A 15,009-nucleotide genomic window follows, 5' to 3' on the forward strand; every position below is an offset into this window, starting at 1 on the left:
TGTGGTTCTCCTTCCATACGGATGATCTGAAAAACCGCTTGCCCAAGTCTCCGCGATGACGGGAGCGCTTGAGCAAGCCGGTTTTGCTTATAGCAGGTTATTTCTCCACGATATGATCCGCACCAACGATGCGGGTAACATCCTGCGCGTATTTATTCATGGCATCCGCAGGCGATGTTCCGGTTGCTACGGATTCCACCATCGTCTGGATCTGCGTCGACACTTCCGGATACTTCTCCTGAGCCGGTCTAAACTCTGCGTTCTGCAGGTATTCGGTCGCGATTTCGTTAAACGGCATTTTCGTATATTCCGGATCCTTGGCAACATCGGCACGCACCGTAATATTGCCGGAGGACATGACGAGCTTCTGGGTATTTTCCTTGCCCAGCGCATACTTGATAAATTCCCATGCCTCGTCTTTGTTCTTGGAATTGCTTGGAATCGACAGCGCCCAGCCTCCGGCCAGCGTGATCGAGCCGGGCTCCTGTCCTTGGCTGGTCGGCATCGGCGCAAAGCCGAGCACGTCTTTGTATTCTGGCCATGGCGCCGCGCCTGTTTCCATATAGTTGCCCGTGATCCAGGAGCCGTCCAGCGAAATCGCCAGCTTGCCCTGCGGCAGGTATTCGCGGGAAGCCGTGTTGCCTGCCTGGCCGTTCAATACTTTGGAGAGCGGCGGTCCCAGCTTCTCTTTGTTGACCGTTTCCACAAAAGTCAGCGCGTCCAGAATGCCCTGGCTTTTCGTAATCCATTTGCCGCTGGCATCGTCATACAGCCTTTCGCCCGTTCCGTAGAGCAGCATCTCGTAGGTTTGCATGGAGGTTGCTTCGCCTGTAGCCTTGCCCATGTTCATCCAGATCGGTACAACGTCAGGCGCCTTCTCCTTGATCGTTCGCGCAGCGTTTAAGACCTCCTCCCAATTCTTAGGCTGCCAATCCTCCGGAAGACCCGCTTGTTTGAAAATATCCTTGTTATACCAAAGGCCCCTGGAATCCGTGTTATACGGCACGCCGTATACCTTGCCATCGCTGGCAGTGACGCCCTTCTTCATCGCTTCGATGAAGGAGCCGTTGCCCCAGTCTTCCCATCCCGCCAATTTATCATCGAGCGGCTCCAGATAGCCGGCGCTGGCATCCGAGTTCAAGATGAAGGTATCTTCCGTCACGATATCGGGCGCCGTATCTTTGGATTTCAGCGCCAGGGCCACCTTGGCAAAATAATCGCCTTCCGATGCCTGAATCGGTGTCGGCTTAATCTCTACGCTTTTGTCAGGGTAACTGGCCGACACTTCCTTAAGCCATTTATAGAACGCTCCGTTCTCGCCGATCCCGTCATCCCGAAACGTAACGGTAATGATTTTCTTGGCCGTCTCTCCGTCCTTTCCCGGCTCCGGATCGCCGGTATCGGCCGGCGTTCCCTTGCCACCGGTACAACCGAACAACAAAGAAACGCTTAATAAAGCCGTCGTTACTAGCCAAATCCCCCTCTTGCCTGACTTCATACGGATCCCTCCTTTTGGCTGAACACATTGAATATATGATCCAAATTTTGGATACGCTTACGAAAGCGTATATTCAACTCTATTTAGTAAATAGCGTAGATATGCTTATTACCATATATAGTAAAAACAAGTATACAGATCCCTCTATATCTTCATTCCTTCAATTTTAGGTCTTTACTTTTGCCGAAAACGCTAATATATTTGTATGTACAAACAATTATTAAGTGGATATACATGGAATCAAATGTCAGAATCACAGCTAAAACTGGAGGTAACCTGCCCATGAGTGATCGCTTGATTTTTTTGCTGGCTCTATTTTCAGTGACAGGCTCGGGCCTTATAGCCGGCCTGTTCTTCGCCTTCTCATCCTTCATGATGACCGCTTTATCGCGGATTCCGAACGAACAGGGGATTAACGCCATGCAGTCCATCAATGCAACGATACTCAACCCCACGTTCGGTGCACTGTTTACAGGTACCGCCCTAACCAGTATCGTTCTTGCGGTCCTATCCGTCCTCCGCTGGGGAGAACCGGGATCCGTCTACTTGCTGGCCGCCGGTCTGCTGTATCTGACGGGATTCATCGTAACGATGGCCTTCAATGTCCCGCTCAATGACGCGCTGGCTGCCGTTGATCCTGCGAGCAGCGCAGGAAGCGAGGTCTGGAATGCCTACCTAAGTAAATGGACGGCCTGGAACCATGTACGGACGGTCACCTCCATAGGGGCCATGATCCTATTTGTTTTTGCCTTACGGCATATCCCTTAAGACTGGATTAACCTGAAAACTAGATTTAAGAGCCGCCGTTCAAACTTTCTAACACATAACCCATACCAACTCTACCGATCCTTCATTAGATAAACTATCAATCTAGTAAAGGCGGTGGAGATTATGGGGATTTCCACGACAGGTCAGTGGAATCACACATGCCAACTTGACACTTCAGCCAAGCCGCGTCGTAACATCGGATGGATATCAAGCAATTGGAGCGGATACTCTATCACTGGAAAAAAAGGAGCTTTCAAACGGGTCTCCGCCAAATGGAATGTGCCGTTTGTTCGGCCAAGCCGTGGGACGTCCTACTCCTCGGCCTGGATCGGCATTGACGGATTCAGCAACAGCAATTTGATACAGACCGGAACGGGTCATGATTGGATAGACGGCAAGGCTTATTATTATGCTTGGTGGGAGATTCTCCCCGCCTCGGTTACGTTCATTCCGCTGCCCATTCAGCCGGGTGACCGCATGCATGCCAGCATCATCAAGTGCAGCGGGTCGAACTGGCTGATCTGCCTTCGCAACGTATCCCGGAACTGGACCTTTCGAACATTGCAGCGGTATAGCGGTCCGCAGACCTCGGCGGAATGGATCGTCGAAGCGCCGCAAATCAATGGGGCGCTTGCCACGATGGCACGATTGTCCCCCGTTGTCTTCTCCTGCTGCCGCGTCAATGGGAAACGCCCCAAACTCACGGCGGATGATGGGGGCATTATGCTCCAGAATTCAACCGTTACCTCCATTCCCTCCAATCCGAACCGGGCGGGAGACGGTTTCGTTGTCAAAGGCGTTCATCAATAAGGGGCCTGGCGCCTTATTGCCCATCAACCAGCAACAGCCGCTGCACGCCGGAAAAGTCCGGCATGCAGCGGCTGCCCCTTTATCATATTCCGTAAACCGGGTTTCCCTTGAACAGCAAGGCATGGCGGCGGGACCGCCTGGCAACGGCTTCTGCGGAGCAGCTGGCTTCCACAATCACCGCATCCGCCGTATCCCCGACGTTTGGCCACGCATAACGGCCGTATTGGTCTAGCGGCGTCACGCCTCCCGTAATAAACCCGAGGGCCTGTCCGAGCGAACGCTCATCGCTCATATGGAAGCGTTCGGCCAGCGTGCCCGCCTTGTCCAGATTATCCCCTTTGCCGAACGGGGACCAATGGTCCATAATGCTGTCTTGCCCAAGCGAGATGTTCACGCCGCGGCGGTGCAGCTGCGGGATCGGGATGGTTCGGCCAAGCGGTACGGAGGAGGTGACGGAAATACCCAAGTCCGCTAACCGAATCGCCACTTCATCCACCTCGCTTGGTGAGACGTCCGCGAAAGCGAGGGCATGGCTGAGGGTGACTCTTCCGTTCCAACCCGCCTCTTCCGTAAGATCAGCTACCCGTTTAAAGGCATTCAGTCCGATCTGGGACGACTCATGCAGGTGCAGATCAATGCCGGCGTTGGCTTCCACCGCCAGCTCCATCACGGTGTTCAGCGATTTCTCCATATCCTCGTCCACCGTCGTGGGATCCAGCCCGCCTACCAGCGCGGCTCCGTTCCGGAGCGCTTCCCTGACCAGGGATACGGACTGGCTGCGAAGCAAGCCGTGCTGAGGAAAAGCAACGATCTCCACAAAAGCTTTTTCCTTATATCCTTCAACCGCCTGCAAGGTGGCTTCCAAATTTTTCAGACCGACGACGGGATCCACATTGCAGTGGGAGCGGACATGGGTAGAACCGTAACGCAGCAGCAGATCCAGCAGTCCCTCCGCTCGCTCCTTGGCGGTGGGAAGAAGCTCGGGAAGCAGCCTCTCTTCCTCCTCGATCCGGCTGAAGATTCCGTGAGCCGGACGAAGCGGTGCCTTCCATGGTCCTCCATAATAGGTTTTGTCCAGGTGGATATGCATATCTCTAAAAGAGGGCAGCATCAGATTCCCCTTCATATCCCATGTCGGCAGCAGCGAATCCGGCAAAGCCTCCGCGAGACGAATCTCAGAAAAAGCCCCATTCTCTATCTTCACATGAAAAAGTCCCGTTTCGGTTCCGGTCACCACGTCATCCTCGTAGCGGTAACCCGTTTCCAGTCGGACATGCAGCAGCCAGTATGCCTTGCTGTGTTTGTTCATATAACCTTCATCCCCTTCTCGCTTATATCTGCCCTCTTTTCGATATCCCTTAGTTCGCAGCCTCCATTAAGATGCGTTCGATTTCTTGATATCCCCGCTCCCGGGCGTGCTGCAGGGGAGTTACGCCGTTCCCGTCCGGAAGCTCAGGGTCTGCCCCATGATCCAGCAGCAGCTTCACGATACGCTGATAGTTCTCGCTGCCGTCACCGAGAATGACAGCCTCCAGCAGCGCGGTCCAGTTCAAATTATTAATATGGTTCACATCGACGCTGGTCCGGGTCAGCAGCTCCTGCACAATCTCCACATGACCGCGGTCGGAGGCCGGAATAAGAGCCGTACCGCCAAAACGGTTCGTGAGCGTCACATCCGCATCGGCATCAATGGCCAACCTCAGGATGTTCAGCATTCCTTCAGCACCGGCATACAAAAACACATTATTCAGTTGATGATCCCGAATATTGATATCGGCGCCAGCCTGAATCAAGGCGTCTACCGTATCGACATGATTGCGGTAGGTTGCCGCCATCACCGCCGTTCTTCCCTGTTCATCCGTCGCATCGATGTTAGCGCCGGATTGAAGAAGCTGTCGTACTTGCTCCGCATTCCCTTGCTCGGCGGATTCAATGAGTTGACGATCCATATCCTTCTTCACCTCGTGTTTCTCCGAATTTGGTTGACAGGCCGACAGGAAAAGGATCAATAGCATAGCTGTTATACGCAGCACCCGATACTCCCCCTCTTTCTATCGTATATATGGGTATGCTACCATGAGACAGAACCATATGAAAAATACTTAAAAAATTGAATTTATGAAGGTTTTTCATATACAAGGAGGTTTGCATAAGCATATGGATATCAGGCAGCTCCGCTATTTTATTGCCATCGTGGAGGAAGGCACCATCTCGCTCGCCGCCAACCGGCTTCATATATCCCAGCCGCCGCTCAGTCAGCAGCTGAAAGCCATGGAGGAAGAACTCGGATCGGTCTTGGTATATCGAAGAGGGAAGCGGCTGGAAATCACCGAATCGGGGAAAGCGCTGTACAAATACGCGCTCCAAATGACCCAGCTCATGGAAGAGGCTAAAGCCGAAGTGAAAGAGGTCGGGAACGGAGATAAAGGAACGCTGAGCCTTGGTATCAATACCCTGTCTTCGGTAGAGCTGCCGTCATGGCTCCATGAGTTCAGGGCAAGATATCCCCAAGTCTCGTATAAAATTCAGCAAAACGAGTCGTATCAGCTCTGTGAGCTCGTGCGAAACCGGTCGCTCGAAGTAGCGATCGTTCGCCTGCCGCTTGAATTGGACGATTTCTCGATCCTTCATCTGCAGACGGAGCCTTTTTACATGCTCACCTCGGAGCCATCCATCGAACAGGAGACGACCCTCCCCCATATCGCGCAGCATCCGCTTATTCTGCCAAGCACGGAAGGGCTGGGCGTGTATTATACGATCCAGATGGCTTTCTCGGAGCAGAAGCTGCAGCCCAACATCGTAGCCGAATGCTCCGACATTTCGCTGCTGCTGCGCTTGGTCTCTTCGGGGTTCGGCGTGGCGATCGTTCCCGAGACCCTGATCAAACAGCAGCTGCCCGCAGCGGTGCACGCCTTCAAAATCAAGGACACCCCGGCTGCGGCCTCCTCGGCCTTAATCTGGCTGAAGGATCACCATGTCTCCAGAACGGCGCTGAACTTCATTGACCTGTTGGCTAGCACCTTATAGATTTGCGCACCTCATCGGAGGTCCAGAAGCAAAAAGAGGACAGAGCTAATGAAGCTCCGTCCTCCAATCGGGTGCCGTTTATTTCGAGCGATACAACGAGCCTGCGACCCCCTCCCGCTCCTGCTTCTGTCCTTGGGAGTGAAGATACAGCTCTTCGTAATACCCATGGGAATCCAGCAGTTCCTCATGGGTCCCTTGCTCCACGATTCGGCCTCTGCTCATGACCAAGATCCGGTCCGCCCCCATGATGGTGGATAAGCGGTGGGCAATGACAAGGGTCGTCCGCCCCTCGGCAACGAGCTGCAGCGCATTCTGGATGAGCTGCTCCGTGTGCGAATCCAGGTTGGCGGTCGCTTCGTCCAGAATGAGAATTTTAGGCTGGAACACGATGATTCGCGCGAAGGAGATCAGCTGCCGCTCGCCGGCGGACAAGCCGCTGCCCCGCTCCGACAGCCGGGTGTCATATCCCTCCTTCATCCTCCTGATGATTGAATCCGCGCCGATAAAGCGGCAAGCCTCGATCACCCGTTCCCTGGATATGTCCTCATCGAACAGCCGCACATTGTCCAGCACCGTTCCGGAGTAGAGATAGGGCTCCTGCTGCACAAGGCCCACGATCCGATGCAGATCGGACTGCGCCAGCTCCCGGATGTCGATTCCATCAATCCGAATGCTCCCTTCGTTCACGTCGTAGAAACGGCACAGCAGGCTAATGAGCGAGCTTTTTCCCGCGCCGGTGGTTCCGACGATCCCGATCATTTCCCCGGGTTGGATATGAAGATCCAAATCCCGAATGACCGGAGCCCCGCCTTCGTAACCGAACGTGACCCGGTCAAAGTCGACGCGGCCCTGAACCTTCGACTTCTCCAAGGCCTCCGGCATGCGTCGATCCGTAACCTCAGGCTGAATCGCGAGCAGGCTCCATATCCGGTTAATCGCCACCGACGCCGATTGCAGCGTATTCCACTGCTGGGTGATCGTATTGATCGGCTGGAAGAACAAACGGATATACGTAATAAAAGCATACAGCACGCCGAACTCCAGCGTCGTCCCCAGAACGGCTTGCCCGCCGAGCCACGTCACGAACGCAATCGCCAGGTTGTTCAATATCTCGTAGGAGCGGTTAAACAGCACATTGGTCCGGATCTCCCGGATGTTGGCTTTGAAATAAGAGTCGTTCCGCTCCTCGAACTGCTTCTCCTGCTCCTTCTGCTGATGGAACACTTGGATCAGGTTCATGCCTGAGAGATTCTCCGCCACGAAAGCCACCAGCCGGGATAACCGCGTTCTCGCCATCTGGTAGGTGTGGCGCATATACCGCCGGAACGCAATCGCGATCCCTGCAATGATCGGCAGCAGGATAAGGCAGTATAAGGTCAGCGTGACGTCCAGCTGGAACATCATCACCAGGATGAAGATCAGCGTGAAGCCGTCACGAAACAGGCTGAGCAGCACCTGGTTAAAAAACTGGTTGATCGCTTCGGTATCGCTGGATACATGCGTAATCAAGCTGCCGCTCGGCACCTTGTCGAAATACGACATCGACAGCCTCGAGATATGGGCAAACAGCCGTTTGCGAATGCTCGCTACAATGCTCTGCCCCGCTTTTTGCAGCAAATTATTTTGCAGATAGGTAAACATCATGCTGAGCAGCGATAACGAAAAATAGATGCCGCAGATGATCATCAGGCTCTTGTAATCGTTCTTGCCGACCATCAGATTATCGTCGATCGCGATTTTCATCAGGTACGGCTGCAGCAGCTCTGCCGAGATGGCAATCAAGGTGCAGCCGATAAACCCGGCAAAGGTCAGCCGGTGTTCCTTCATATAACCCGACAAAGCCCGGAACGTGGATATATACTTTGGCTTGGACTGCGGGGCGTTCAAATCCGCCTTCTGATCCAGCTGCCAATTGTTAATGGCCTGTGCCATGATGCTTCATCCCCTCTTCCTGAATGTCATGCAGCGTCCGGTACAGTCCGTCCGTAGACAGCAGTTCTTCATGCGTACCCCGCTGGACGATCTCTCCCTGATCCAGGACGATGATCTCATCGGCATGCTTCAATGCACTAATCCGGTGGGCAATGATGATCGTAGTCTTCCCCTGGCGGATATCGCGAATCGTCTCCATGATTTCCGTCTCCGTCACCGCATCGACGGCGCTTACGCTGTCGTCCAGAATGAGGATGGGCGCATCCTTGATGATTCCCCGCGCCAGGCTTGTCCGCTGCCGCTGTCCGCCGGAAAGGGTAATGCCGCGCTCCCCTAAGCGGGTCTCGAACTTGTCCGGAAACTCCGCAATGTTGTCATGCACCCGTGCCTTTCGTGCCGCTTCCTCAACGACGGTCGGTTTCGTGTCCCTTCTATAGAAAGCAATATTCTCGCGGATGGTCGAGCTGAACAGGAAGCCGTCCTGGGGAACGTAAGCGATTCCTTCGCGCAGGCTTTTTAATGTAAGCTTCCGAATGTCCTCGCCGCCGATCAGCACCTTCCCCGGAGGCGGGTCGTAGGTGCGCAGCAGCAGCTTCATCAGCGTGGTTTTTCCGCTTCCCGTACGGCCGATAATGCCCAGCGTCGCGCCGGGCGGAACGCTCAGCCGAATGCCGCGCAGCACCTGCCTGGAACCTCCCTCATGGCCGTCCAAAGCATCGTAGGAAAAAGATAAATCCCGCACCTCAATCCCTGGATACTCCAGATTCAGCTCCTTGGCGCCAGGCAGTTCCTTAATGTCGGCCTGCTTATCAAGCAGATCGTTCAAGCGGTCAAGCGAGGCCCTCGCTCTCTGGACGACATTAATGACATTCCCGATCTGCTGCAGCGGGTTCATCAGCATGCGAATGTAAAGCGTCAATGCGACAAAGTTACCGACCGAGATGCGTCCCATGATCGTTAAGTAACCGCCGAATGAGAGGGCGATAATAAGGGAGGATGCGCCTAGAAACGGAATGATCGATTGAAAGAGCGACGACACGCGCACCAGCCGCAGCTGCTTGTCCCGGATGCTGTCCACCGTCGTCCCGAACCGCCGTTTCATCGTCTCTTCCACCGCAAACTTCTTCGTGACGCGGATCCCGCCAAACTGCTCCTCCGCCGATTCCGTCATCACGCCAAGCGCTTCCTGAACCTGAAGCGATCTTCTCCTGATGATCGGCCCGAGCCAGACAACGATGATCGGTATCAGCAGCAAAGGAACGATGCTTGCGGCCACCAGATACAGCGGAACATTCGTTATCAGCAGCATGACTATCGTGGAGACCAGCAGGATCGAGGCGTTTGCCGTCTGATTGATCCCCATCGAGATCGCTTCCCTTACCGTCGTCACGTCGTTCATGAAATAACTTAGCAGCTTGCCGACGCCGTTCTTGGAATAAAACCGCTCGCTGAGCCCCGTAAAATGGACAAACAGGCGGCGCCGGTTCATAAATTCGAAATAACGTCCCGTGTACATGACCAGAAACTGGCCGATCCCGCCGATGACGGCAAAGCCGACGCCGATACCCAGCAGCGTCCAGCTGTACTGCACAACGCCGCCGACCGACAATAAACCATCCTTCAATTCATCCGTGAAATTGCCCAGCACTCTCGGGAAATTCACGTGGATGATATTGGCTGCCAAGTGACAGCAAATCGACAACACATAAAATGGCCACGTCTTCCTGAAAAAGTCTCCAAGTATTCGATGAGAGTCCAATGTCCCATATCACTTCCTGTCCTGTTATTGGATTATTCAGTCCGTTACGTTCCCCCTTCCATACGTTTGCTGTGATGCTCCCATATTAATAGTTTCTAGATATAAAGGAGTCCTCCTTCCTAAACCGCCTGATGTTTTATTTAAATTTAGACATAACGTCAATCAAGGTCATTTGAGTCCAATAATCTAAAGATAGAGCCGCACCCATGGGGTGCGACTCCGGATAACGATATATTCTTGCGCATGGCAAAATCCTGATCCGGTTTACGCCGAGCCGGCCAACCATACCGCGGGCTCGCCGGAATAGGTCAGCAGCAGCTTATGCATGGCCCGGGTACAGGCAATATAGAGCAAGCTTCGATCCATCTCGGTACGATAGTTTGCGGCGCCCGCAAAAGGAACGATAACCTGGTCGAATTCCAGCCCTTTGGCCATATGGGCGGAGGTAATCGTGATTCCCTCCTGAAAGCGGTCGCTGCTAAAATCGAGCAGGCTCACGTTGTCCGTTAACCCCCTGACCGACTCGTACACCTGCCGGGCTTGCGATGACGTTTTGCATATGATCCCCATCGTCTGCATCCCGGAATTCGGAAAGTTTCGGGTGAGCTCTTGAATGAACGCCAGCTCCTGCGCCGCATCATGACACCCAATCAGCAGCGGTTCTTCACCATGCCGCTCCACGGGAATCATGGTGCTGCGCGGATGGATCCGCTTTGCAAGCTTCATGATTTCCAGCGTGGAACGATAGCTTTTTACCAGTTCGATCGTATCGGCTTGAGGAAACACGCGCTGGATATCGGGCAGCGAGGTTGAAGTATACACGTTGACCGATTGGTTGCTGTCGCCGAGAATCGTCTTTTTGCAAGCAAACCATTTGGAGATGACGGCATACTGAATCGGAGTATAATCCTGCATTTCATCGACCAGCAGATGCTTTACCATATCGAAGGAGGCACTCCCTTCCAGATGCATCTTGAGGTAAATCAGCGGAAAAACGTCAGCGTATTCGATCGTTCTCCTCCCCTTCATGATGAACAGATCCGGTATGTTCCGATATGAGAAGAATGCCTTGTACAGGCTTAACGCATTTTGATATGTGAACATTTTCCGGATCGCGGCTTTGACTTTATTGGCTTCCGCCGAAGTCAGCCTCTCGCCGTCCTCCGTACGGGCCTGCCCCGACAGGACCGAGGCGGTCTTCTCCAATCGCTGCCTGACCGGCAAACTCATGCTGCCAAGGTATTTATCCATAACCTCCGAGGCCGGTATGAGCACCCCCTTCATCTGAATATCCGTTGGCTGGAAAAATTGCTGATCACCATATTCCAGATAAGCATCCAGCTCATGCACAAAATCCAAACCGGCCTTGTACCGGATCCGTTCGATGGCCTGCTCGTCATGGGCGTGTACGATTTCGTCCACCTGTTCGGAGAAGGTCTGGAACTGGCATAATCCTCGGAGCTCTTTGGCAGCAAGCTCCTCCATCGTGACCTCCATGATTTTCTCTTCGCCAAGCTCCGGCAGCACGCTCGATATATAATCGGAGAACACTTTATGGGGGGATATGATTAGCACGTTGCTGGAAGTCAAGGTTTCCTTATGGCGATACAGGAGAAAGGCCACCCTGTGCAGGGCCACCGAGGTTTTGCCCGAGCCTGCCGCTCCCTGAATGATCAGCTCATGCGCTGTTTCGTTTCGGATGATGGCATTTTGCTCCTGCTGGATGGTAGCCACGATATTCTTCATCTTCTCGTCCGAGTTGCTGCTGAGCTCCTTCTGCAGCACGTCGTCATTGATGTTCATGGAGCTCTCGATCATATATTCCATGTGGCCGTCTTTGATTTTATACTGCCTTTTGACGGTAATTTCGCCCTGCAGCCTCCCCATGGGCGCTTCATACGACGCAGGGCCGGCATTGTAATCATAAAACAGGCTGGCAACCGGCGAGCGCCAATCATAGATGAGATGCTCCTGACTCTCCGGGTCCGTGAACGAATGGGTGCCGATATAGTAGGCGCCTTCTTCTTCCTTCGGTTCATTCGTACGAAAATCCACCCTCCCAAAATAAGGCGAGGCAAGCAGCTTGCGCATCCTCTGCAGCCTGGCCGCCTGTTTCTCTCCGGTATCGATCGACAAAGAAATATCAACCCGGTTGGCCGCACGCTCCGCCGCATCCAATTGGGCCATGTTGACCCACAGGTATTTCTTGGCTTCAATGATATCCTTATACGAATCGGACACCTTCCCCTCTAATTCCTCCGATGCCCGTTGAAGCTCCTTTAATACCAATGCAAGATATTCCCGCTCTGCGTTTTCGTTTGGATTCAGCACTCCGATTTCCCCCTCTTCGCTAAAGAATAGCTCTAAGTATAGGGGTTTCCCGAAAAAAATATAGACTTATACTTTCCGTTGTAGTATTGTGTATTTATCGTGGGTCCAAAAATAGCGATACGATGGACATAGACTGCAAATGACGTACCATAGATAAAAACCAGGCTGCATGTTCATGCAGGCCTGGTTTTTTTGTGCTTGTTACCGCTCGTTTTTCGTCTGGTACAGATAAAGCGTAAGCGGGGCAAATATCCCCATAAACAGCGCGCAGACTCCGATTCCGGTCATGATCACGGCCGGGCCTGCCGTACCGCTCATCAGCGCCCTGACGGTGGTTGCCGCCATACTGACGGGATTCAGATCAATGAGGGTCGCTGTCCATTTCGGCATCGTCGACGAATCCACCAGAATGCTGCTGGCGAACAGCAGCGGATATATCGCGATCATGCTGGACCCCGACACCGTCTCCGTACGCTTGGCCACGACGCCGACCAGCGCAAATATCCAGCTGACGCTGAAGGCAAACAACAGGATGAAGGCTATGGCGCACAACACCTGAACGGCACTGCCTTCGGGGCGGAAACCCAGCGCCACGCCCGTACCGAGGGCAGCAGTAACGCCGGCCGCATAACGCAGCCCATCCGTAAGGATGGAGCCAATCACGGATGCGGGCTGCCAGAAGGGCAGCGTTCGGAAACGATTGTACACCCCTTTGGTAATATCCGAGCATATCGTGGTTCCGCTGTACACTGTCATGGGAACGACCGTCAGGATCAGGATGCCGGGCAAGAGGAATTGAATATAAGCCCCGGTTGACCCGGCCATGGCACCGCCGAACAGGTAACTGAAGATGAGCAGCAGCAGAACCGGCGACAGAACCGCATCCATCACCAGACCAAACCCGTTATGCTTGGTATGCTGCCAGGTTCTCCACATAAAGATTCGGATCGACGTCAGGATAGAGGGAGGATCGATGACCGCTCGCCGAACCGTCGGCAAGCCGTCCTTATTCGCTGTCGCTGTATGCTGGTTTGCACTCATGGAGCGCCTCCTTTCGACTTTGCGTCGGTCAGGGACAGAAAGACCTCATCCAGACTCGGCTCGCTTAAGGCAAAATAGTCAATGGCGAACCCGTTCTCCATCAGCGTATGGATGGCCTGATGAGCAGCAATCGCATCCTTCACCGGGAACTTATGTACCAACGGATGATCGTCCTGCAATACGGTCAGGGCGTGCGCCTCGTATAACCACGTACCCAATTTATCCCGATCGGCCTGCTCGTTGAATTGGACGGTTAACGTCCTGTCGCCAATCGAAGCCTTCAATTGCCGGGGCGTCCCTTCGGCTATCAAGTTCCCTTTATCCATCACGGCAATCCGGTCCGCCAGTTGATCAGCTTCCTCCAAGTATTGGGTTGTGAGCAGCACCGTAGTCCCCCGTTTCAAGAGCGACCTTACAACATCCCACACTTGAACACGGCTTTGCGGGTCCAGTCCCGTCGTCGGCTCATCCAGAAAAATAACATCGGGCTCGGTAACGATACTGGCGGCAATATCCAGCCGCCTCCGCATCCCGCCGGAGTAATGCTGCACCGCGCGATCCTTCGCTTCGCTGAGTCCGAAGGCTTCGATCAGCTCCTCGCTTACGGACCGGGCCGCTTTTGCCGAATGACCGTAAAGCCTGGAGATCAGCTTTAAATTCTGAAGACCGGAGAGTCCTTCATCCAGTGCCGCAAACTGGCCCGTAAAGCTAATCCTTCTCCGAACGTTTCGGGCATTACCCACGATATCAAATCCGGCTACGCTGGCGCACCCGCCATCCGGCTTTATCAGGGTGGATAACATATGGATGGTGGTTGTTTTTCCGGCGCCGTTCGGACCTAACAAGGCAAAGAGCTCTCCTTGTTCGACTCGCAGATCGATTCCTCGAACGACCTCCGTTCCGTTATAGGATTTACGAAGCCCTTTCGTTTCAATGGCGTAAGACAAGTATCACATTCCCTTCTCTTCCTTTATCATCGCGGTCTCCATCATCTTAAGAAGGCCCGCTCTTAAAAATCGTCCAGATGATCACGGACCCAATCGGCAAGCGTTGCTGCCGGCCGCCCCGTGACCTCCTCCACCGTCGGCAGTACCGTATAACCGATCTCGGGCGGATTTTTTCCCATTTGCACAAAAAACTCAATCGACTCTTCGTCGTAGCCCTGCTCTCTCCATTGCTCTCTCGCCTGTTCCTCGGTCAGTTCGACAAAACGGATCTCCTTGCCTGTTACCTCGCTTATGATCCGAACCGCTTCCGTTCGCGAGAGGGCCTCCGGTCCCGTAAGGAAATATTCTTGTCCATGGTGACCTTCCTCCAGAAGTGCGGCAACGGCCACGCGAGCGATATCGGCTTCATGGATTCTCGCACTCAACGCATGGCCGAACGGCTCGCGGACAACGCCTTCGTCACGGATCGATTCCTGCCAATCGGTCCGTATATTCGCCATAAACTCACCGGGCTTGAGCAGGGTCCATTCCATTCCGCTGTTTCGCAGAGCTGCTTCTACGGGACCTTCTTCATAGCCCACCAATACCGTTACCCGCTTTACGCCCGCCTTCTCGGCCAGCTCGATAATCCGCGGATCCGTCTGAAGGGTTCCGTAAGCCTCATCGCTGGAAATGATCAGATGCATCGCGGTTACGCCTTGCAGGGCGGGGATCAGACTATCCGGGTCATTGAGATTGCCGGCATACATCTGAACGCCCTCGGGCACTTTCGCCTGCTGCGGATGGCGTGAGATCGCTCTCACTTCGTTTCCTTGCAGCACAAGCTGCTGCACGATGTGTTTTCCAACGGTTCCGGTAGCGCCTGTTATTAAAATGGTCATATGGAAATCCTCCTT

Annotated in this window: 12 protein-coding genes; 3 read left to right on the forward strand and 9 right to left on the reverse strand. The window is 53.8% G+C overall.

The window, feature by feature from the left end; translation table 11 throughout:
* Positions 1–97 precede the first annotated feature (97 nt).
* Positions 98–1,498: an ABC transporter substrate-binding protein gene (locus RB297_RS12115; protein ID WP_213579440.1), complete on the reverse strand. Its 1,401-nt coding sequence runs from the start codon at positions 1,496–1,498 to the stop codon at positions 98–100.
* A 282-nt stretch (positions 1,499–1,780) separates the two neighbouring features.
* Here RB297_RS12115 and RB297_RS12120 point away from each other — a divergent pair, with 282 nt between their 5' ends.
* Positions 1,781–2,266, forward strand: a complete 486-nt coding sequence (locus RB297_RS12120; protein ID WP_192570967.1) for an anthrone oxygenase family protein — start codon at positions 1,781–1,783, stop codon at positions 2,264–2,266.
* A 123-nt stretch (positions 2,267–2,389) separates the two neighbouring features.
* A complete protein-coding gene (locus tag RB297_RS12125) occupies positions 2,390–3,076 on the forward strand; it encodes a G1 family glutamic endopeptidase (RefSeq protein WP_096776137.1) in 687 nt (228 codons plus the stop codon).
* 82 nt (positions 3,077–3,158) lie between these two features.
* On the opposite strand, the gene RB297_RS12130 is transcribed toward RB297_RS12125, so the two are convergent.
* On the reverse strand, positions 3,159–4,385 hold the full coding sequence (locus RB297_RS12130; protein WP_375120531.1) for an amidohydrolase: 1,227 nt from the start codon (positions 4,383–4,385) through the stop codon (positions 3,159–3,161).
* Positions 4,386–4,434: 49 nt separating this feature from the next.
* Positions 4,435–5,091, reverse strand: coding sequence for an ankyrin repeat domain-containing protein (locus RB297_RS12135; protein ID WP_375120599.1), 657 nt, complete (start codon positions 5,089–5,091; stop codon positions 4,435–4,437).
* A gap of 142 nt (positions 5,092–5,233) precedes the next feature.
* Between RB297_RS12135 and RB297_RS12140 the strand changes: the two genes are divergently transcribed.
* Positions 5,234–6,103: a LysR family transcriptional regulator gene (locus tag RB297_RS12140; RefSeq protein WP_090909331.1), complete on the forward strand. Its 870-nt coding sequence runs from the start codon at positions 5,234–5,236 to the stop codon at positions 6,101–6,103.
* Between the two features lie 78 nt (positions 6,104–6,181).
* Here RB297_RS12140 and RB297_RS12145 read toward each other — a convergent pair whose 3' ends face one another.
* The 6 genes from RB297_RS12145 to RB297_RS12170 form a co-directional block, all read right to left on the reverse strand.
* Entirely contained in the window at positions 6,182–8,035 is a 1,854-nt protein-coding gene (locus RB297_RS12145) for an ABC transporter ATP-binding protein (RefSeq protein ID WP_375120532.1), read from the reverse strand.
* Positions 8,019–9,794 carry an ABC transporter ATP-binding protein gene (locus RB297_RS12150; protein WP_375120533.1) on the reverse strand — a complete coding sequence of 592 codons (1,776 nt, stop codon included), beginning with the start codon at positions 9,792–9,794 and terminating at the stop codon, positions 8,019–8,021. Before RB297_RS12150 ends, RB297_RS12145 begins: the two co-directional genes overlap by 17 nt.
* Positions 9,795–10,058: 264 nt before the next feature.
* Positions 10,059–12,125 (reverse strand): HelD family protein, encoded by a 2,067-nt coding sequence (locus RB297_RS12155; protein ID WP_375120534.1) that lies wholly within the window; start codon positions 12,123–12,125, stop codon positions 10,059–10,061.
* Positions 12,126–12,326: 201 nt separating this feature from the next.
* Positions 12,327–13,166 (reverse strand): ABC transporter permease, encoded by an 840-nt coding sequence (locus RB297_RS12160; protein ID WP_375120535.1) that lies wholly within the window; start codon positions 13,164–13,166, stop codon positions 12,327–12,329.
* Positions 13,163–14,113, reverse strand: coding sequence for an ATP-binding cassette domain-containing protein (locus RB297_RS12165; RefSeq protein ID WP_375120536.1), 951 nt, complete (start codon positions 14,111–14,113; stop codon positions 13,163–13,165). The genes RB297_RS12160 and RB297_RS12165 overlap by 4 nt, the downstream gene beginning before the upstream one ends.
* 62 nt (positions 14,114–14,175) lie before the next feature.
* The gene (locus RB297_RS12170; RefSeq protein ID WP_192570959.1) at positions 14,176–14,994 is read right to left on the reverse strand and encodes an NAD(P)H-binding protein; all 819 of its coding nucleotides are present in this window, start codon (positions 14,992–14,994) and stop codon (positions 14,176–14,178) included.
* Positions 14,995–15,009: the final 15 nt, after the last annotated feature.

The sequence above is a fragment of the Paenibacillus sp. CR_12 genome, from assembly GCF_041953985.1.
Classification (GTDB): Bacteria; Bacillota; Bacilli; order Paenibacillales; family Paenibacillaceae; genus Paenibacillus_AQ; species Paenibacillus_AQ lautus_A.

Excerpts from the sequence above, each read along its gene's own strand:
- RB297_RS12135 (WP_375120599.1), bottom strand. The coding sequence starts at position 5,091 with ATGCTATTGATCCTTTTCCTGTCGGCCTGTCAACCAAATTCGGAGAAA.
- RB297_RS12115 (WP_213579440.1), bottom strand. The coding sequence starts at position 1,498 with ATGAAGTCAGGCAAGAGGGGGATTTGGCTAGTAACGACGGCTTTATTA.
- RB297_RS12170 (WP_192570959.1), bottom strand. The coding sequence starts at position 14,994 with ATGACCATTTTAATAACAGGCGCTACCGGAACCGTTGGAAAACACATC.
- RB297_RS12145 (WP_375120532.1), bottom strand. The coding sequence starts at position 8,035 with ATGGCACAGGCCATTAACAATTGGCAGCTGGATCAGAAGGCGGATTTG.
- RB297_RS12160 (WP_375120535.1), bottom strand. The coding sequence starts at position 13,166 with ATGAGTGCAAACCAGCATACAGCGACAGCGAATAAGGACGGCTTGCCG.
- RB297_RS12125 (WP_096776137.1), top strand. The coding sequence starts at position 2,390 with ATGGGGATTTCCACGACAGGTCAGTGGAATCACACATGCCAACTTGAC.
- RB297_RS12130 (WP_375120531.1), bottom strand. The coding sequence starts at position 4,385 with ATGAACAAACACAGCAAGGCATACTGGCTGCTGCATGTCCGACTGGAA.
- RB297_RS12120 (WP_192570967.1), top strand. The coding sequence starts at position 1,781 with ATGAGTGATCGCTTGATTTTTTTGCTGGCTCTATTTTCAGTGACAGGC.
- RB297_RS12140 (WP_090909331.1), top strand. The coding sequence starts at position 5,234 with ATGGATATCAGGCAGCTCCGCTATTTTATTGCCATCGTGGAGGAAGGC.